The 16,064-nt window shown below is 60.4% G+C and carries 20 protein-coding genes; 7 read left to right on the top strand and 13 right to left on the bottom strand.

Annotated features, from left to right (window positions below):
• The first annotated feature begins 104 nt into the window (after nucleotides 1-104).
• Nucleotides 105-959 carry an RNA polymerase sigma factor RpoH gene (gene rpoH / locus PMI01S_RS23100; RefSeq protein ID WP_007897890.1) on the top strand — a complete coding sequence of 285 codons (855 nt, stop codon included), beginning with the start codon at nucleotides 105-107 and terminating at the stop codon, nucleotides 957-959.
• Nucleotides 960-1,151: 192 nt separating this feature from the next.
• Here the strand turns inward: rpoH and mtgA are convergent, their stop codons facing one another.
• Nucleotides 1,152-1,874 (bottom strand): monofunctional biosynthetic peptidoglycan transglycosylase, encoded by a 723-nt coding sequence (mtgA, locus tag PMI01S_RS23095; RefSeq protein ID WP_084322437.1) that lies wholly within the window; start codon nucleotides 1,872-1,874, stop codon nucleotides 1,152-1,154.
• A gap of 74 nt (nucleotides 1,875-1,948) precedes the next feature.
• On the opposite strand from mtgA, the gene PMI01S_RS23090 reads away from it, so the two are divergent.
• The 4 genes from PMI01S_RS23090 (at nucleotide 1,949) to trmB (ending at nucleotide 4,325) form a co-directional block, all read left to right on the top strand.
• Entirely contained in the window at nucleotides 1,949-2,320 is a 372-nt protein-coding gene (locus PMI01S_RS23090) for a DUF423 domain-containing protein (protein WP_084322435.1), read from the top strand.
• 214 nt (nucleotides 2,321-2,534) lie between these two features.
• Complete coding sequence (gene thiS / locus PMI01S_RS23085) at nucleotides 2,535-2,735, top strand: sulfur carrier protein ThiS (RefSeq protein WP_007897898.1); 201 nt, start codon at nucleotides 2,535-2,537, stop codon at nucleotides 2,733-2,735.
• A gap of 60 nt (nucleotides 2,736-2,795) precedes the next feature.
• The gene (locus PMI01S_RS23080; RefSeq protein WP_084322433.1) at nucleotides 2,796-3,590 is read left to right on the top strand and encodes a thiazole synthase; all 795 of its coding nucleotides are present in this window, start codon (nucleotides 2,796-2,798) and stop codon (nucleotides 3,588-3,590) included.
• A gap of 9 nt (nucleotides 3,591-3,599) precedes the next feature.
• Nucleotides 3,600-4,325, top strand: coding sequence for a tRNA (guanosine(46)-N7)-methyltransferase TrmB (gene trmB, locus PMI01S_RS23075; RefSeq protein ID WP_084322431.1), 726 nt, complete (start codon nucleotides 3,600-3,602; stop codon nucleotides 4,323-4,325).
• A gap of 122 nt (nucleotides 4,326-4,447) precedes the next feature.
• On the opposite strand, the gene PMI01S_RS23070 is transcribed toward trmB, so the two are convergent.
• From PMI01S_RS23070 to PMI01S_RS23030, 9 genes are all read right to left on the bottom strand, one after another.
• Nucleotides 4,448-4,771 carry a DUF3392 domain-containing protein gene (locus PMI01S_RS23070; protein ID WP_084322429.1) on the bottom strand — a complete coding sequence of 108 codons (324 nt, stop codon included), beginning with the start codon at nucleotides 4,769-4,771 and terminating at the stop codon, nucleotides 4,448-4,450.
• Between the two features lie 22 nt (nucleotides 4,772-4,793).
• Nucleotides 4,794-5,999, bottom strand: coding sequence for a radical SAM family heme chaperone HemW (gene hemW, locus PMI01S_RS23065; protein WP_084322427.1), 1,206 nt, complete (start codon nucleotides 5,997-5,999; stop codon nucleotides 4,794-4,796).
• Nucleotides 5,996-6,592, bottom strand: a complete 597-nt coding sequence (gene rdgB, locus PMI01S_RS23060) for an RdgB/HAM1 family non-canonical purine NTP pyrophosphatase (RefSeq protein WP_084322425.1) — start codon at nucleotides 6,590-6,592, stop codon at nucleotides 5,996-5,998. The genes hemW and rdgB overlap by 4 nt, the downstream gene beginning before the upstream one ends.
• On the bottom strand, nucleotides 6,589-7,023 hold the full coding sequence (locus PMI01S_RS23055; RefSeq protein ID WP_084322423.1) for a DUF4426 domain-containing protein: 435 nt from the start codon (nucleotides 7,021-7,023) through the stop codon (nucleotides 6,589-6,591). Before PMI01S_RS23055 ends, rdgB begins: the two co-directional genes overlap by 4 nt.
• A 26-nt stretch (nucleotides 7,024-7,049) precedes the next feature.
• Nucleotides 7,050-7,670, bottom strand: coding sequence for a methionine biosynthesis protein MetW (metW, locus tag PMI01S_RS23050; protein WP_027926558.1), 621 nt, complete (start codon nucleotides 7,668-7,670; stop codon nucleotides 7,050-7,052).
• A 7-nt stretch (nucleotides 7,671-7,677) separates the two neighbouring features.
• Nucleotides 7,678-8,817 (bottom strand): homoserine O-succinyltransferase MetX, encoded by a 1,140-nt coding sequence (gene metX, locus PMI01S_RS23045; protein WP_084322421.1) that lies wholly within the window; start codon nucleotides 8,815-8,817, stop codon nucleotides 7,678-7,680.
• A gap of 207 nt (nucleotides 8,818-9,024) precedes the next feature.
• Nucleotides 9,025-9,615: a YggT family protein gene (locus tag PMI01S_RS23040; protein ID WP_017341276.1), complete on the bottom strand. Its 591-nt coding sequence runs from the start codon at nucleotides 9,613-9,615 to the stop codon at nucleotides 9,025-9,027.
• Nucleotides 9,616-9,625: 10 nt separating this feature from the next.
• Complete coding sequence (gene proC / locus PMI01S_RS23035; protein ID WP_084322419.1) at nucleotides 9,626-10,444, bottom strand: pyrroline-5-carboxylate reductase; 819 nt, start codon at nucleotides 10,442-10,444, stop codon at nucleotides 9,626-9,628.
• Nucleotides 10,445-10,479: 35 nt separating this feature from the next.
• Nucleotides 10,480-11,178: a YggS family pyridoxal phosphate-dependent enzyme gene (locus PMI01S_RS23030; protein WP_084322417.1), complete on the bottom strand. Its 699-nt coding sequence runs from the start codon at nucleotides 11,176-11,178 to the stop codon at nucleotides 10,480-10,482.
• 57 nt (nucleotides 11,179-11,235) lie between these two features.
• Between PMI01S_RS23030 and PMI01S_RS23025 the strand changes: the two genes are divergently transcribed.
• Complete coding sequence (locus PMI01S_RS23025) at nucleotides 11,236-12,270, top strand: type IV pilus twitching motility protein PilT (RefSeq protein ID WP_084322415.1); 1,035 nt, start codon at nucleotides 11,236-11,238, stop codon at nucleotides 12,268-12,270.
• A 103-nt stretch (nucleotides 12,271-12,373) separates the two neighbouring features.
• Here PMI01S_RS23025 and PMI01S_RS23020 read toward each other — a convergent pair whose 3' ends face one another.
• Nucleotides 12,374-12,991: a C40 family peptidase gene (locus PMI01S_RS23020; RefSeq protein WP_084322413.1), complete on the bottom strand. Its 618-nt coding sequence runs from the start codon at nucleotides 12,989-12,991 to the stop codon at nucleotides 12,374-12,376.
• Between the two features lie 250 nt (nucleotides 12,992-13,241).
• On the opposite strand from PMI01S_RS23020, the gene PMI01S_RS23015 reads away from it, so the two are divergent.
• Nucleotides 13,242-13,673 (top strand): NINE protein, encoded by a 432-nt coding sequence (locus PMI01S_RS23015; RefSeq protein ID WP_084322411.1) that lies wholly within the window; start codon nucleotides 13,242-13,244, stop codon nucleotides 13,671-13,673.
• Nucleotides 13,674-13,785: 112 nt separating this feature from the next.
• Here the strand turns inward: PMI01S_RS23015 and PMI01S_RS23010 are convergent, their stop codons facing one another.
• Both PMI01S_RS23010 and PMI01S_RS23005 read right to left on the bottom strand, forming a co-directional pair.
• Nucleotides 13,786-15,057, bottom strand: a complete 1,272-nt coding sequence (locus PMI01S_RS23010; protein WP_084322409.1) for a dihydroorotase — start codon at nucleotides 15,055-15,057, stop codon at nucleotides 13,786-13,788.
• Nucleotides 15,054-16,058, bottom strand: coding sequence for an aspartate carbamoyltransferase catalytic subunit (locus tag PMI01S_RS23005; RefSeq protein ID WP_077046050.1), 1,005 nt, complete (start codon nucleotides 16,056-16,058; stop codon nucleotides 15,054-15,056). The genes PMI01S_RS23010 and PMI01S_RS23005 overlap by 4 nt, the downstream gene beginning before the upstream one ends.
• Nucleotides 16,059-16,064: the final 6 nt, after the last annotated feature.

Here is a 16,064-nt window from a genome sequence, read left to right as displayed (position 1 = left end):
TGCTCGTATTGACCTTTCAGCGTTTTTGGGAACTTGTCTTTCGGTTTCCGGTCAATTTTCGCAGTGCTGAACTGCACGAGTTTGTAAGTCGGAGGTTTTTTCGTATGACCAATTCTTTGCAACCTGCATATGCTCTGGTCCCGGGTGCGAACCTGGAGGCCTATGTGCACACCGTCAACAGCATTCCTTTGCTGACGCCGGAGCAGGAGCGTGAACTGGCCGAGAGTCTCTATTATGAGCAGGATTTGGGGGCGGCTCGGCAGATGGTGCTCGCCCACCTGCGTTTTGTCGTACATATCGCCCGTAGCTATTCCGGCTACGGCCTGGCTCAGGCTGACCTGATCCAGGAAGGCAACGTCGGCCTGATGAAGGCCGTGAAGCGCTTCAACCCGGAAATGGGTGTGCGTCTGGTTTCGTTCGCCGTGCACTGGATCAAGGCGGAAATCCACGAGTTCATCCTGCGTAACTGGCGCATTGTGAAAGTCGCGACCACCAAGGCCCAGCGCAAGCTGTTCTTCAACCTGCGCAGCCAGAAGAAACGTCTGGCGTGGCTGAACAACGAGGAAGTCCACCGTGTGGCGGAAAGCCTCGGCGTAGAGCCGCGGGAAGTGCGCGAAATGGAAAGTCGCCTGACCGGTCATGACATGGCTTTCGACCCGGCCGCAGAAGCGGACGACGACAGTGCTTTCCAGTCGCCGGCCAACTATCTGGAAGACCACCGGTACGACCCGGCCCGTCAACTGGAAGATGCCGACTGGAGCGACAACTCCAATCACAACCTGCACGAAGCGCTGGAAGTGCTGGACGACCGCAGCCGTGACATCCTCTATCAGCGCTGGTTGGCTGAAGAGAAAGCTACGCTGCACGACCTGGCGCAGAAGTACAACGTGTCGGCCGAGCGTATTCGTCAGCTTGAAAAGAGCGCGATGAACAAGCTCAAGTTGTCGATCGCTGCGTAACCTGCGCGCCCGGCAATAAAAAACGCCCCGATCATTGATCGGGGCGTTTTTGTTGGTGGCCGACTATTCCGACTCACCAACAATCTAATGTGGGAGCGGGCTTGCTCGCGATTGCGGTGCAACAGTCGACATCTATGCTGAATGACACACTGCAATCGCGAGCAAGCCCGCTCCCACATTGGTTTTGTGGTGTTACTGAGCCCAAGGCGCCCGGCGTGAATCGTTGAGCCCCAGCAGATAGCTATCACCACCAAGCTGACTCATCTGCTGCCGAATCCACCCAGCCCGCCGCGCGACGTAGTTGGTTGGATGACTCGCGCTCCACACCCTTGGGTTGGGTAGAACGGCAGCCAGCAAACTCGCTTGCTGGCGCGACAAAGAACGAGCGCCAACACCAAAGTGATGCCGAGCCGCCGCTTCCGCGCCGAACACGCCGTCATCCCACTCGACGCTGTTCAAGTAAACCTCAAGAATCCGCTGCTTGGGCCAGAGCACTTCGATCAACCCGGTAAACCAGGCTTCCAGCCCTTTGCGCAACCAGCTGCGCCCAGACCACAAAAACAGGTTCTTCGACACTTGCTGGCTCAATGTACTGGCGCCGCGCACCGAACCGCCCAGCTCGTTGTGGGCCAGTGCGGCCCGGATTGCACCCAGGTCAAAACCCCAATGCTCCGGGAATTTCTGATCTTCGCCAGCAATCACTGCGACTTTAAGGTCGTCAGAGATTTCATCCCAGGGTTTCCAGGTGCGTTGCAGGTCAATCGGCTCGCCGTCGAACCAGGATTCGATCTTGCGCTCGACCATCAGCGCCGTGCCCGGCGGTGGTACCACGCGAAAAACAAGCACCAGCAATACGCTACCACCCGCGAACCAGAGCAGGGCCTTCGTGAATCGTCGTAAAAATAAACGCAGCATAGAGATGGCTTGGCCGAACCCGTTGAGCGGGCCATTATACAGACCCTGTTGATCGAGTCTGACTGGAGTTCTTCATGCTGCGTGGCTTTCTGATGCTGGCCGCTTTCTTCGGCTTCACTGGTGTTGCCCTTGGCGCGTTTGCCGCCCATGGCCTGAAAAACCGGCTGACGCCTGAATACCTGGCGATCTTCCACACCGGCGTCACCTACCAGCTGGTGCACACCCTGGCGTTATTGGGTGTCGCGCTGCTGGCCACGCAGATTCCCGGGCGCTTGATCACCTGGGCCGGGGCGTCCTTTGCCATCGGCATTTTGCTGTTTTCCGGCAGCCTGTATGTGTTGACCCTGACCGGCGTCAGCAAGCTCGGAATCATCACACCCTTTGGCGGCCTTGCGTTTCTGGTGGGTTGGCTCTGCCTGGGCCTTGCCGCCTGGCGACTGACCTGACCCCGAATCGATCTTGACGTGACCTTGTAGGTGCTGCCGAAGGCTGCGATCTTTTGATCTTAAAAGAGCAACATCAAAAGATCGCAGCCTTTGGCAGCTCCTGCAGGATCAGTAGAGCGCCGTGTGCGGGATCGTGTTTCAAGACGAATGGCTTGGGTCGCCAAGACTGATCGGGCTAGAATGCCTGCCCCTAAAAATGATGGCGGCATTCGGCATGCGCATTCAGTTGAACGGCGAATCCCTTGAACTGCCCGACGGTGAAACCGTTGCGGCCCTGCTGACCCGTCTGGAACTGACCGGACGCCGGGTGGCGGTCGAACTCAATCTGGATATCGTCCCGCGCAGCCAGCACGCAGAAACCACGCTGAACGACGGCGATTCCGTCGAAGTGGTGCACGCCATCGGCGGCGGCTAGTCGCCCGGCCCCTAAGGGCACAGAATTCTGCAAGAACCTCACCCCTACAGAGGATTTCCCATGAGCATCGTTCGTAGCGACAAGCCCTTCGTCCTGGCCGGTCGTACTTACCAGTCGCGTTTGCTGGTAGGCACCGGCAAGTACCGCGACATGGAAGAAACCCGCCTGGCCATCGAGGCCTCGGGTGCCGAGATCGTCACCTTCGCCGTGCGCCGGACCAACCTCGGCCAGAATGCGGGCGAACCGAACCTGCTCGAAGTCCTGTCGCCGGATCGCTACACCTTCCTGCCGAACACCGCTGGTTGCTTCGACGCTACCGAGGCCGTGCGCACCTGTCGTCTGGCCCGTGAGCTGCTTGGCGGTCACAACCTGGTGAAACTGGAAGTGCTGGCGGACCAGAAAACCCTGTTCCCCAACGTGATCGAAACCCTCAAGGCCGCCGAAGTGCTGGTCAAGGAAGGCTTCGACGTGATGGTCTACACCAGCGATGACCCGATCATTGCCCGTCAACTGGCGGAAATCGGCGTTATCGCGGTCATGCCGCTGGCCGGTCTGATCGGCACAGGACTGGGGATCTGCAACCCATACAACCTGCAGATCATCCTCGAAGAAGCCAAGATTCCGGTGTTGGTGGATGCCGGTGTCGGTACGGCTTCCGACGCCACCATCGCCATGGAACTGGGTTGCGAAGCGGTGCTGATGAACTCGGCGATCGCCCATGCCCAGCAGCCGGTCATGATGGCTGAAGCCATGAAACACGCCATCGTCGCGGGCCGCCTGGCCTACCTCGCCGGCCGCATGCCGAAAAAACTCTATGCCAGCGCCTCTTCGCCGCTGGATGGTCTGATCAAGTAAGAGCCATTGATGACTGAATCAAACGACACGCCTATCCAGACGGAAGAAGGCGACGAGCGCCAACACCGCCGCATCAAGAGTTTCGTGATGCGCGCCGGGCGCATGACCGAAGGCCAGCAGCGCGGCCTGGACCAGGGCACGCCTTTGTTTGTGCTGCCATTGGCTGACGCGCCGGTGGACTTCGACCAGGTGTTCGGTCGCTCGGCACCGCGCTCGCTGGAAATCGGTTTCGGCATGGGCCATTCGCTGCTGGAAATGGCTGCGGCCTCGCCGGAACAGGATTTCATTGGCGTGGAAGTGCATCGGCCGGGTGTCGGCGCGCTGCTCAATGGCGTGCTGACTCAAGGCCTGACCAACCTGCGCGTCTACGATTGCGACGCGATCGAAGTGCTCAACCGTTGCATCGCCGACAACAGCCTCGATCGCCTGATGCTGTTTTTCCCGGACCCATGGCACAAGAGCCGTCACCACAAGCGTCGTATCGTTCAGGCGTCGTTCGCTGAACTGGTGCGCAGCAAGTTGAAGGTCGGCGGTGTGCTGCACATGGCCACCGACTGGGAACCGTATGCCGAGTACATGCTGGAAGTGATGAACGTTGCGCCGGGTTATCGCAACCTGGCTGAAGACGGCAAGTGCGTTCCGCGCCCGGCTGAACGCCCGATCACCAAGTTCGAACGCCGTGGCGAACGTCTTGGGCATGGCGTGTGGGACCTGAAGTTCGAAAAACAGTCCTGAGCACTACGCTATAAACCTGTAGGAGCCGGCTTGCTGGCGATGGAGTGTCAGACACATCGATGTTGACTGACACTCCATCGCCAGCAAGTCGGCTCCTACAGGTGTTTTGTGGTGTCCGGAAATCAGCGGCGGTCGGCTACTACGCCGATGAGCACCAACACCACCAACAACACCGGCGCCAGGCTGTAGTTGTTGAACTGGCTCAGGCCTTTGATGATCCACGGCGTGGCGTAGATCAGCGCGACGCCGCTGCCGACCATGCACAGCAGGGCCATCAGCGGGACGCGCAAGGCGCCGGCGATGCTGCCCAGACGCTGATCGACCCAGCCTTTGATGTCCGCGCCGAACAGCACCAGCAAACAGCCCACCAGCGCCAGCGAGATTTCCGACAGGTTGCTGCGGCTCCAGCGGGAGACGGTGGCGAGCAGGTCGAGTATCAAATCCATTCGTTTTCCCTTAAGGCTGAAATCAGCTCAGAAATTTTTGCAGCAAGTCATTGAGGAACAGTTGCCCGCGCTCGGTGGCCGCCAGGCGTGACGGTTCGACCTGCAACAAGCCGCTTTGTTCGGCCTCGAGACGGCGTTCGGCAAGACTATCCAGGCTCAGCCCGGTACGCTCCGGGTACAGCTTCGATTCCACACCCTCGGTCAGGCGCAACGCATTCATCAGGAACTCGAACGGCAGTTCATCATTGGTCAGTGCCTTTTCGCCAGCCTTGAAACTTTTCGCCGGGTTCAGGTAGTCCTTCGGCAGGCGCGTCTTCCAGGTGCGCACGATGCGCCCGTCCGGGTGACTGAGCTTGCCGTGAGCGCCGGCGCCGATGCCGATGAAGTCGCCAAAACTCCAGTAATTGAGGTTGTGCCGCGCCGGACGACCGGGCTGGGCATAAGCGGAGACTTCGTATTGCGCGTAACCGTGTTCGGCGAGCAGCGCCTGACCCGCTTCCTGAATATCCCACAGCATGTCGTCTTCCGGCAGCGTCGGCGGCTGGTTCCAGAACACTGTGTTCGGCTCCAGCGTCAGTTGATACCAGGACAAGTGGGTCGGTTTCAGGGCGATGGCCTGGCGCAAATCGCTCAGGGCATCGTCCAGCGATTGGTCGGGCAAACCGTGCATCAGGTCCAGGTTGAAGTTATCGAACCCGGCCTGCCGGGCCATGCCGGCGGCCCTTACCGCTTCGTCACCGTTGTGAATCCGCCCCAGTGCCTTGAGTTTCTCTTCCTGGAAGCTTTGGATGCCGATCGACAAGCGATTGATGCCCAATGCGCGGTAAGCGACGAACTTCTCTTGCTCGAATGTCCCCGGATTGGCTTCCAGGGTGATTTCGATGTCACTGGCAAACGGAATGCGCTGCTCGACACCTTTGAGTAGGCGGCCCAAGGCTTCGGCGCTGAACAGGCTCGGCGTGCCGCCACCAAAGAAGATCGAGCTCAACTCACGACCGTAGACCGCGTGCAGGTCCTGATCGAGATCGGCCAGCAAGGCGTCGACGTATTCCTGCTCCGGCAGCACCGGGCTGGCGGTGTGGGAGTTGAAGTCGCAATAAGGGCATTTGCGCACACACCACGGGATGTGGATGTACAGCGCCAGGGGCGGCAGTGTTGGCAGCGCGGCCCGAGGCGATTGTGCGGCACCGCCGAAAATCAGCGGCGACGCGGATGATTCATGGGTCATATCAGGCCTAGACGCTGGCGCAGCAGATCCATTGCACGGGCACGGTGGCTGATGAGGTTCTTCTCGCTCGGGCTCAGCTCGGCGCTGGAGCAATCGCGTGACGGCACCCAGAACAGCGGGTCGTAACCAAAACCGTGTGCACCGCTGGCCTGGGTCAGGATGCGCCCGTGCCACAAGCCTTCGCAGAGGATCGGCAATGGATCGTCGGCGTGACGCACCAGTGCCAGCACACAGACGAACTGCGCGCCGCGCTCGGCTTCCGGCACGTCTTTCAAGGCATCAAGCAGTTTGGCGTTGTTCGCCGCATCGCCCTGGCCATCGGCATAACGAGCCGAGTAGATCCCCGGTGCACCACCCAGGAAGTCCACCGCCAGCCCGGAATCGTCGGCCAGTGCCGGCAGGCCGGAAATGCGCGCGGCATTGCGGGCCTTGAGGATGGCGTTCTCGACGAACGACAGGCCGGTTTCTTCAGGCTCGACGCTGCTGAACTCGCCGATCGAGCGCAGTTGCACCGAGCCGCCGAGCATCGCCTGGAGTTCCTTGAGTTTGCCGGCGTTGTGGCTGGCCAGTACGAGTTGCGTGAAGTTGATCATTGGCCAGGGAAGAGCTCTTGGTTGAAATTGATGGTGTTGATTTTGTCACCGGTCTGCACCTTGATGTCGAAGGTGCGGATTTCCTGCTGATCGACCGGGTATTGCGCGATGTAGTAGATCGCGCCTTGTTCGGTGATCTGTTTGAATTTGAGCGGCACACTCTGGCTGGTCAGGTCTTTCACCGTACCGCTCACTTGGGCCATCAGCGGCTTGCCATCCTTGAGCACCGAAATGTTGATCACGCCTTGGTTCTTGCTGCGGGTCAGTTCCGCGGCTTTGGCGATCTCGGGCGTCAGGAAGGTGGAGTTGAAGGTGTTGTAATGCACCGTCACATCGCCAAATTTTTCCTGACGGTCGCCTTTGATGACGTCGGCGGCCATGGCGGTGACGCTCAGGCAGGCAGTAAGTACGAACAGCGCTAAACGACCCATCATCGTTCTCCTCGAAATGTCGTGTTTCAGACCGCGACCTTGTGGTCTTGCAGCCCGGGGCTGCTGACGCGGTAAATACCAATCTCACCTAACAGATTAGGCCATAGCTTACTGGCCCACCCGTGCCTGTGCTGTTGATCCACGGCAAGCCGATCAATGACCTTGGCTTCACGTTCGCGACATAACGCTTCAAAGTCTTCGAAGGTGCAGAAGTGGATGTTCGGCGTGTTGTACCAGGTGTACGGCAGAAACTCAGACACCGGCATCCGGCCCTTGCTCGCCAGGTACCAGCGGCAGCGCCAGTGACCGAAGTTGGGGAAGGTGATGATGCACTGGCGACCGACCCGCAGCATTTCGTCGAGGATCTTGTCCGGGTAGTGCACGGCTTGCAGCGCCTGGGTCATGACCACGATGTCGAAACTGTTGCTGGCAAAGTTGCCCAGGCCCTTGTCCAGGTCCTGCTCGATGACGTTGATGCCCTTGGCCACGCACTCGGCGATGTTGTCCGGGTCGTTTTCCAGGCCGTAGCCGGTGACTTGCTTGTTGTCGCGCAGCCACGTCAGCAGCTCGCCGTCACCGCAACCGAGGTCGAGCACGCGGCTGCCGGCGGGGATCCATTCCTGGATGATTTCCAGATCAGCTCTCATGGCTTTCTCACAGCGTAATGCGGTTCATGTAATTGCCGAACGCCTGCAGGTAGCGCGGGATCGGAATCAGGAAGGCGTCGTGGCCTTGCGGAGCGTCGATCTCGAGGTAGCAAACGTCTTTCTTGGCCGCCATCAATGCATCCACCAGTTCCCGCGAGCGGGCAGGGGAGAAGCGCCAGTCGGTGGTGAAGGACATCACGCAGAACTTGGCCGAGGCGCCGGCGAAGGTTTTCGCCAGGTCATCGTCGAAGTTAGCCGCCGGGTCGAAGTAGTCCAGCGCCTTGGTCATCAGCAGGTAGGTGTTGGCGTCGAAACGCCCGGAGAACTCTTCACCCTGATAACGCAGGTAGCTTTCGACCTGGAACTCGACGCTGTGGAAGTCGTAGTTGAGCTTCTCGCTCTTGAGGCCACGGCCGAATTTTTCGCCCATCGAGTCATCCGACAGGTAGGTGATGTGCCCGACCATCCGCGCCAGCATCAAGCCGCGCTTGGGGATCACGCCCGCCTCCTGGAACGAACCGCCGTGGAAGTCGGGGTCAGTGAGGATCGCCTGGCGCGCCACTTCGTTGAACGCAATGTTCTGCGCCGACAGCTTCGGTGCCGAGGCGATGGCCAGGCAGTGACGAATGCGATCGGGGTAGGTAATGCTCCACTGCATCGCCTGCATGCCACCGAGACTGCCGCCTATCACGGCGGCCCATTGGCTGATGCCGAGCAGGTCGGCGAGGCGCGCCTGGCTGTGCACCCAGTCTTCCACGGTCAGCACCGGAAAATCGGCGCCGAACGGCTTGCCGGTTTCCGGGTTGATGCTGCTCGGGCCGGTGGAGCCGTTGCAACCGCCGAGGTTGTTCAGGCTGACCACGAAGAACTTGTTGGTGTCGATCGGCTTGCCGGGGCCGATGCAGCTGTCCCACCAACCGGGCTTGCGGTCGTCGGGGCTGTGGAAACCGGCAGCGTGGTGGTGACCGGACAAGGCGTGGCAGATCAGCACGGCGTTGCTCGCCGTGGCGTTCAGCGTGCCGTAGGTTTCGTAGATCAGGTCATACGCTGGAAGCGAACGGCCGCAGGCCAAGGCCAGGGGTTCGCTGAAGTGCGCCACTTGCGGCGTCACCAGACCAACAGAATCGGGGGGAAAGGCAGTTGGCATCGACCCTGCTCTCGTTGAAATGAGGCGTAAGTCTAAAGACCGGTGGGGTTAGCGGCAAGCAAAGGCCGGGCCTGATTTCATTCAGTCAGACCGCGTCATCGTTCTTCGCGAGCAAGCCCGCTCCTGCATTGGAATGCGTACCCCTGTGGGAGCGGGCTTGCTCGCGAAAGCAGCGCCTCGGTCAACCGCCGGGCGCTGAAGGCCGGGTCAGATCAGCAAGCGCAGGATTTCCGGCATCATCGTCATCGCGGCGAGGTTGTTGATCACCAGCATGTCGATCAGCTTCAACACCATGAATGCCAGGATTGGCGAGATATCCAGGCCACCAAGGTTGGGCAGGATCTTGCGGAACGGTGCCAGGGCTGGTTCACAGATCTGGTTCACCAGCTCGGCGCCAGGGTTGTGGCTGCCCGGTGCGACCCAAGACAGGATCACGCTGATGATCAGTGCGAAGAAGAAAATCTTCAGGAACAACGCGGTCACGCCGATCAGCGACCAGATCAGCAGTTGCAGCGGGTTGCCGGTGGTGCCGTAGGTCAGCAGCAGGGTGAGGGCCATGAGCGCCAGCTGCACGAGGATCGCCAGCACCAGCGAGGACATGTCCAGGCCGAACATGCTCGGGATGATCCGGCGCAGCGGCTTGAGCAGCGGCTGAGTTGCCTTGACGGCGAACTGGCACAGCGGGTTGTAGAAGTTCGCGCGCACCAGTTGCAGCACGAAACGCAGCAGCACGATCAGCAGGTACAGGCTGCCGAGGGTTTGCAGCACGTAGACCGCTGCAGTGTTCAATCCAATCATGTAAGGCTCCTTATTGACCCAATTGTTCGGCCATCTCGGCCGAGCGGTGCGCAGCGGCGCCGAGTGCTTTTTCTACCAGAGCTTCGAAGCCACCCGCCTGGAACGATTTGATTGCAGCTTCTGTGGTGCCCGCAGGCGAAGTCACGCGGCGACGCAATTCAGCGGCGTCGACATCGCTGGCAACCGCCATGTGTGCGGCGCCCAGCGCTGTTTGCAGGGTCAGTTGCGCGGCGATGTCCGCCGGCAGGCCCAGCTTCACGCCAGCGGCGGTCATGGCTTCGATCAGCAGGAAGAAATACGCAGGGCCCGAGCCGGACACGGCGGTGACGGCATCCAGTTGCTGTTCTTCGTTCAACCACAAGGCGATGCCGACGGCTGACAGCAGCTCCTGGGCCTGTTGCCGTTGTTCTGCGGTGACTTCGGCGGTGGCGAACAAACCGCTCACGCCCTGACGCAGCAGCGCCGGAGTGTTAGGCATGCAGCGCACGATCGGTTGGGCGCCGAGCCAGTTGTTCATGCTGGCGCAGGTGATGCCGGCAGCGATGGACACCACCAGTTGATTCGGTTTCAAGCTTGGGCGAATCGCTTCGCACACGGCTTTCATCGCCTGGGGTTTGACCGCCAGCACGACCACGTCCGCGCCTTGAATGGCCTCGGCGTTGTCGGCGAATACGTCGATGCCGTGTTCGGCGTTCACTTTGGCGCGGGTTTCAGCGCCCGGATCGCTGGCGCGGATCTGTGCGGCGTCCAGACCTTTGGCGCGCAGGCCGCCGATCAGGCTGGCGGCCATGTTGCCGGCACCGATAAAGGCAATACGAGTCTTGCTCATGTCAGGTCCTTATAAAGAGAGGAGTCAGCCATTGTTCAAGGCTGACCATGCACTTGTTGAGAGCCGCGAGCACCAAACAGGGCCGTACCAATGCGGACCCAGGTGGCGCCCATGGCGATGGCCGACTCGAGGTCGTGGCTCATGCCCATGGAAAGTGTGTCTAGCGGCAGGTTCAGGCTGGCTTGCAGGCTTTGCACGGCAGCAAAAGCGGCGTCCTGGGCGGCGCGATCTTCAGTTGGCTCGGGAATGGCCATCAACCCCCGCAACTTGAGGCGCGGCAGTTCGCTGATGGCGTGGGCCAGGGCGGGCAGGTCGGCCGGGGTGCAGCCGGACTTGCTGGCTTCACCGCTGACGTTGACCTGGATGCAGATGTTCAGTGGCGGCAGATCGGCAGGACGCTGTTCGGACAGGCGTTGTGCAATTTTCAAACGATCCACGGAGTGCACCCAGGCGAAGTGCTCGGCGATAGCGCGAGTCTTGTTCGACTGAATGGGGCCGATGAAGTGCCAGATCAAGGGCAGGTCGGTCAATTCGAGCTGTTTGCCCAAGGCCTCCTGCAGATAGTTCTCGCCAAAGTCGCGCAGGCCGGCGGCGTAGGCTTCGCGCACGGCGTCAGCGGGCTTGGTCTTGCTCACGGCCAAAAGCTGGACGCTGTCTCCGTCACGGTGGGCGGCAAGGGCGGCAGCCCGGATGCGTGAACTAACCAGGGCAATGTTGTCTGCTATCGTGGACATTCAAGAGGCGCCAGCGGGTCTGAGGTTGGCGGCATTCTACTGGAATTGAGGAGTGCTATGGATATCACTGAGCTGCTGGCGTTCAGCGCCAAACAAGGAGCCTCCGACTTGCACCTGTCGGCAGGCCTGCCACCGATGATTCGCGTCGACGGCGATGTGCGGCGCATCAACCTGCCCGCTCTGGACCACAAGGAGGTGCATGAGCTGATCTACGACATCATGAACGACCTCCAGCGGGTGGACTTCGAGAAGCACCTTGAAACCGACTTTTCCTTCGAAGTCCCCGGCGTGGCGCGCTTTCGGGTCAACGCCTTCAACCAGAACCGTGGTGCTGGCGCTGTATTCCGAACCATTCCGTCCAAGGTCCTGAGCATGGACGACCTGGGCATGGGGGACGTGTTTCGCAAGATTACCGAAGCGCCCCGCGGCCTGGTGCTGGTGACCGGTCCGACCGGTTCCGGCAAGTCCACCACTCTGGCGGCGATGATCGACCACCTGAACAACAATCGCCATCACCACATTCTGACCATCGAAGATCCGATCGAATTCGTCCACGAATCGCGCAAATGCCTGATCAATCAGCGCGAAGTCCATCGCGATACCCGCAGTTTCGCCACCGCCTTGCGGTCGGCCCTTCGGGAAGACCCGGATGTGATTCTGGTGGGGGAGATGCGGGATCTGGAGACCATTCGTCTGGCGCTGACCGCTGCCGAGACCGGTCACCTGGTGTTCGGCACGCTGCACACCACGTCGGCGGCGAAAACCATCGACCGGGTGGTGGATGTGTTTCCGGGGGATGAGAAGTCGATGGTGCGTTCTATGCTGTCCGAATCATTGCTGGCGGTGGTTTCGCAAACGTTGGTGAAGAAGATCGGCGGTGGGCGCATCGCGGCGCACGAGATCATGCTGGGGACATCGGCGATCCGTAACCTGATTCGCGAAGACAAGGTCGCGCAGATGTATTCATCGATTCAGACTGGCGGGAATCTGGGGATGCAGACGCTGGATATGTGCTTGAAGGATCTGGTGACCAAAGGCTTGATCAGTCGCGAGCATGCGCGGGAGAAGGCACGGTCGCCGGATAATTTCTGAGGCTCAAAAGCAAAAGATCGCAGCCTGCGGCAGCTCCTGCAGGGGAACGCGATTCCCGGTGTAGGAGCTGCCGCAGGCTGCGATCTTTTGATATTGCTTCAAATCAGCGCTGAACGACCTGCAGAGTGTTTTTCTCTTTCGGCAGAACCCGCTTGGCAACCACGTAGTGGCTTTCCCAGTATGGTTTCTTCAAGGTGTCGATGGTCACCGACTTGCCACGGCGTGGTGCGTGGATGAAGCGGTCGTTGCCCAGGTAGATGGCAACGTGATTGACCCGGCGGCTCTTGATGTTGAAGAAAATCAGGTCGCCCGGCTTCAGGTCGTTGCGATCGACTTTCTCGCCATGACCGCTGGCCATGGCATTCGAGGTGCGCGGCAGGTCGAACGTGGCGTCGTTGAACGCGTATTTCACCAGGCCGCTGCAATCGAACCCTTTGCTTGGGCTGCTGCCGCCCCAACGGTAAGGTGTACCGAGGACGTTCACGGCGCGGCTCAGCACGTTGCTGCTTTCCTTGCTCGCCATCGGCGGTACAAGGTTGCTTTTGCTGGCCAGCTGCGGGGCGCGTTTTACGGCTTGTTTGTTTTTGCTCGAAGGAGCAGAAACATGGGATTTGGGGGTGTAACCATTAACGTTAGGAAGACGTTGCTCACGATTGGTGGCGTGGGCGGCCAGTGGCATCAAAAGGCAAATGGTTAGCCATGTCTTGAAAAATGGACGCATTAGGCAGGGCTCATATAGGTTAGCGCGCAACTTTATAACAGCTTTTTTGAGCCTTCCGAGGCCGTTGGTCGATTCAAACGGAGGGCAACGGAACCAAATAAGCGTTTAAATGGACGCAATTGTCGGACAGAACTCAGTTGTTACAAGGGTTTGACGGCAGACAAGGTAGCACCTGCCATACGTCGGCTACTCGTAAAAAAGTCACAAAGATTTAAAGAATATTTATCTATCGTGTGAATTGAGGTCATCCATGAACACCTATCAACACCCCGTTCAGCATCAGGACACCCACAGCAAAGTGATCGGTTACCTGCTGTGGATTTTCGGTTTTACCGGAGCGCACCGCTTCTATTACGGCAAACCGGTGACCGGGACGATCTGGTTCTTCACCTTTGGTTTGCTGGGCATTGGCTGGCTGATCGACCTCTTCCTGATCCCGGCCATGGACCGTGAAGCGGACCTGCGTTTCACCGCCGGGCCGATCGAGTACAACGTTGCTTGGATTCTGCTGACGTTTCTGGGCGTGTTCGGCGTACACCGGATGTATCAGGGGAAGTGGATCAGCGGGTTGCTGTACCTGGTGACGGGCGGGTTGTTCTTTCTGGGGGTCTTGTACGACTTCTGGACGTTGAATGATCAGGTTTCGGTGCGCAACGCTCAGAATCGCGGCACCTTCCAGTAAGTCATCGCGAGCAAGCCCGCTCCCACATGCGATCTCCGGTGAACGCAAATGCTGTGTACACCCCAGAACTAATGTGGGAGCGGGCTTGCTCGCGAATGCAGGCGACGCGGTGTTACGCCTGGTGGCTGATCCGCCCATCCACCAGGGTGTAACGCACCACACCCGGCAGGGTATGCCCAATGAACGGGCAGTTCTCGCCCTTGGACAGCCACGTCTCACCGGCCACGGTCGAAGCCGCAGGGTCGAACAGCACGATATCCGCCGCTCCACCCACTGCCAGTTTCCCCGCCGGCAAGCGCAAGGCTTCGGCAGGTCCGGCACTCAAGCGCGCCAGCAACGTCGGCAGATCCAGCAAACCATCCTCCACCAGCGTCATCGCCAGCGGCAACAGCAGTTCGACACTGCTGATCCCCGGCTCGGTCGCACCGAACGGTGCCAGTTTGGCGTCCCGCTCATGTGGCTGGTGATGGCTGGAAATAGCCGAAACCACCCCCGACTTCACCGCTTCACGCAAGCCATCGCGGTCGGCGCGGGTGCGCAATGGCGGCTGCACGTGATAGAGGCTGCTGAAGTCGATCAGCGCTTCGTCGGTCAGTATCAGCTGATACAACGCGACATCAGCCGTCACCGGCAACCCACGGGCCTGAGCCTGAGCAATCAGAGCCACGCCGCGAGCGCTGGTCAGCTGGCTGAAGTGCGCGCGCACGCCACTTTGCTCGACCAGCAGCAGATCCCGGGCCAATGCCACGGTTTCGGCGGTCTCCGGAATGCCCGGCAGACCGAGGAAACTGGCGGTCGGGCCTTCATGCGCCAGGCCACCTTCGGCCAGATCATGGTCCTGGGAGTTGAAAATCACCGTCAGGTCAAAGGTCGCCGCGTACTCCAGCGCACGGCACAGCGTGCGGGTGTTGCGGAAGCTTTCCAGACCGTTGCCGAAGGCCACGCAACCGGCATCGCGCAAGGCAACGAGCTCGGCCAGTTGCTCACCGTCCAGACCTTTGCTCAGCGCGCCAATCGGGAACACCTTGGTGTTGCCGGCCTCCCGGGCACGGTCGAGGATCAGTTCGGCCACGGCCGAGGTGTCCAGCACCGGTTTGGTTTTTGGCGGGCAGCACAGGCTGGTCACGCCACCGGCCGCGGCCGCGCGGGTTTCGCTGACGATCGAACCTTTGCGGCTGTAACCCGGCTCGCGCAGGGCGACGTTCAGGTCAACCAGGCCAGGGGCGGCGACCAGGCCTTGGGCGTCAAGGGTGTCGACGGCGACGAAACCGGCCGGTGCGGCGCCAATGGCGACGATCTTGCAGGCTTCGATGTGGATATCAGTCACTTGATCCAGCCCGCTGACTGGATCGATTACGCGGGCGCCGAGAATGCTGAGCTTCACTGAACGTTCTCCTGCTCGAATTGGCGCTGGGCAGTCTGCCCGCTCATGGCCATGGACAGCACGGCCATACGAATCGCGATGCCGTAGGTTACCTGATTGAGAATCACCGAATGCGGACCATCGGCCACCGCCGATTCAATCTCAACGCCCCGGTTGATCGGCCCTGGGTGCATGACGATGCAATCCGGTTTGGCCCCGGCCAGGCGTGCGGTGGTCAGGCCGAACAGGCGGTAGAACTCGCCTTCGCTCGGCAGCAGGCCGCCGGTCATGCGTTCGCGTTGCAGGCGCAACATGATCACCACGTCGACGTCTTTCAGGCCTTCGGTCATGTCGGTGTAGACCTTCACGCCGTATTGTTCGATGCCGATCGGCAGCAGGGTTTTCGGCGCAATGACGCGGATGTCCGGGCAGCCGAGGGTTTTCAGCGCCAGCATGTTCGAGCGCGCGACCCGCGAGTGCAGGATGTCGCCGACGATGGCCACGGAAAGGTTTTCGAAACCGCCCTTGTGCCGACGGATCGTCAGCATGTCGAGCATGCCTTGGGTCGGGTGGGCGTGACGGCCATCGCCGCCGTTGATGATCGCCACTTGCGGGCACACGTGTTCGGCGATGAAGTGCGCGGCGCCGGAATCACCGTGACGCACGACGAACATGTCGGCGGCCATGGCTTCCAGGTTGCGCAGGGTGTCGAGCAGGGTTTCGCCCTTGCTCGCCGACGAGGTGGACACGTTCAACGTGATCACGTCCGCCGACAGCCGCTGGGCCGCCAGTTCAAAGGTGGTGCGGGTGCGGGTGGAGTTCTCGAAGAACACGTTGCACACGGTCTTGCCGCGCAGCAACGGGACTTTCTTCACGGCCCGGGCGCCGACTTCGAGGAACGAGTCGGCGGTGTCGAGGATTTCCGTCAGCAGCTCGCGGCGCAAACCGTCGAGCGAGAGGAAGTGGCGCAGCTGGCCCTGATCATTGAGCTGCAGCGGGCGCTTGGTTTCTAGAGGCGTCATCGCGAG

Origin of the sequence: Pseudomonas migulae NBRC 103157 (assembly GCF_002091715.1) — a bacterium.
GTDB lineage: Bacteria > Pseudomonadota > Gammaproteobacteria > Pseudomonadales > Pseudomonadaceae > Aquipseudomonas > Aquipseudomonas migulae_A.
The sequence above is the reverse complement of the archived record's forward strand: the minus strand, read 5'-3'. Positions and strand labels throughout refer to the sequence as shown.

What these genes read in the sequence shown, in the direction of transcription:
- mtgA (WP_084322437.1), bottom strand. Translation starts at nt 1,874, where the DNA reads ATGCTGCGTTTATTTTTACGACGATTCACGAAGGCCCTGCTCTGGTTC.
- metX (WP_084322421.1), bottom strand. Translation starts at nt 8,817, where the DNA reads ATGCCAACTGCCTTTCCCCCCGATTCTGTTGGTCTGGTGACGCCGCAA.
- PMI01S_RS23040 (WP_017341276.1), bottom strand. Translation starts at nt 9,615, where the DNA reads ATGATTGGATTGAACACTGCAGCGGTCTACGTGCTGCAAACCCTCGGC.
- PMI01S_RS23025 (WP_084322415.1), top strand. Translation starts at nt 11,236, where the DNA reads ATGGATATCACTGAGCTGCTGGCGTTCAGCGCCAAACAAGGAGCCTCC.
- PMI01S_RS23030 (WP_084322417.1), bottom strand. Translation starts at nt 11,178, where the DNA reads ATGTCCACGATAGCAGACAACATTGCCCTGGTTAGTTCACGCATCCGG.
- trmB (WP_084322431.1), top strand. Translation starts at nt 3,600, where the DNA reads ATGACTGAATCAAACGACACGCCTATCCAGACGGAAGAAGGCGACGAG.
- PMI01S_RS23080 (WP_084322433.1), top strand. Translation starts at nt 2,796, where the DNA reads ATGAGCATCGTTCGTAGCGACAAGCCCTTCGTCCTGGCCGGTCGTACT.
- PMI01S_RS23020 (WP_084322413.1), bottom strand. Translation starts at nt 12,991, where the DNA reads ATGCGTCCATTTTTCAAGACATGGCTAACCATTTGCCTTTTGATGCCA.
- PMI01S_RS23005 (WP_077046050.1), bottom strand. Translation starts at nt 16,058, where the DNA reads ATGACGCCTCTAGAAACCAAGCGCCCGCTGCAGCTCAATGATCAGGGC.
- metW (WP_027926558.1), bottom strand. Translation starts at nt 7,670, where the DNA reads ATGAGAGCTGATCTGGAAATCATCCAGGAATGGATCCCCGCCGGCAGC.
- rpoH (WP_007897890.1), top strand. Translation starts at nt 105, where the DNA reads ATGACCAATTCTTTGCAACCTGCATATGCTCTGGTCCCGGGTGCGAAC.
- rdgB (WP_084322425.1), bottom strand. Translation starts at nt 6,592, where the DNA reads ATGATCAACTTCACGCAACTCGTACTGGCCAGCCACAACGCCGGCAAA.
- proC (WP_084322419.1), bottom strand. Translation starts at nt 10,444, where the DNA reads ATGAGCAAGACTCGTATTGCCTTTATCGGTGCCGGCAACATGGCCGCC.
- thiS (WP_007897898.1), top strand. Translation starts at nt 2,535, where the DNA reads ATGCGCATTCAGTTGAACGGCGAATCCCTTGAACTGCCCGACGGTGAA.
- PMI01S_RS23015 (WP_084322411.1), top strand. Translation starts at nt 13,242, where the DNA reads ATGAACACCTATCAACACCCCGTTCAGCATCAGGACACCCACAGCAAA.
- PMI01S_RS23090 (WP_084322435.1), top strand. Translation starts at nt 1,949, where the DNA reads ATGCTGCGTGGCTTTCTGATGCTGGCCGCTTTCTTCGGCTTCACTGGT.
- hemW (WP_084322427.1), bottom strand. Translation starts at nt 5,999, where the DNA reads ATGACCCATGAATCATCCGCGTCGCCGCTGATTTTCGGCGGTGCCGCA.
- PMI01S_RS23055 (WP_084322423.1), bottom strand. Translation starts at nt 7,023, where the DNA reads ATGGGTCGTTTAGCGCTGTTCGTACTTACTGCCTGCCTGAGCGTCACC.
- PMI01S_RS23070 (WP_084322429.1), bottom strand. Translation starts at nt 4,771, where the DNA reads ATGGATTTGATACTCGACCTGCTCGCCACCGTCTCCCGCTGGAGCCGC.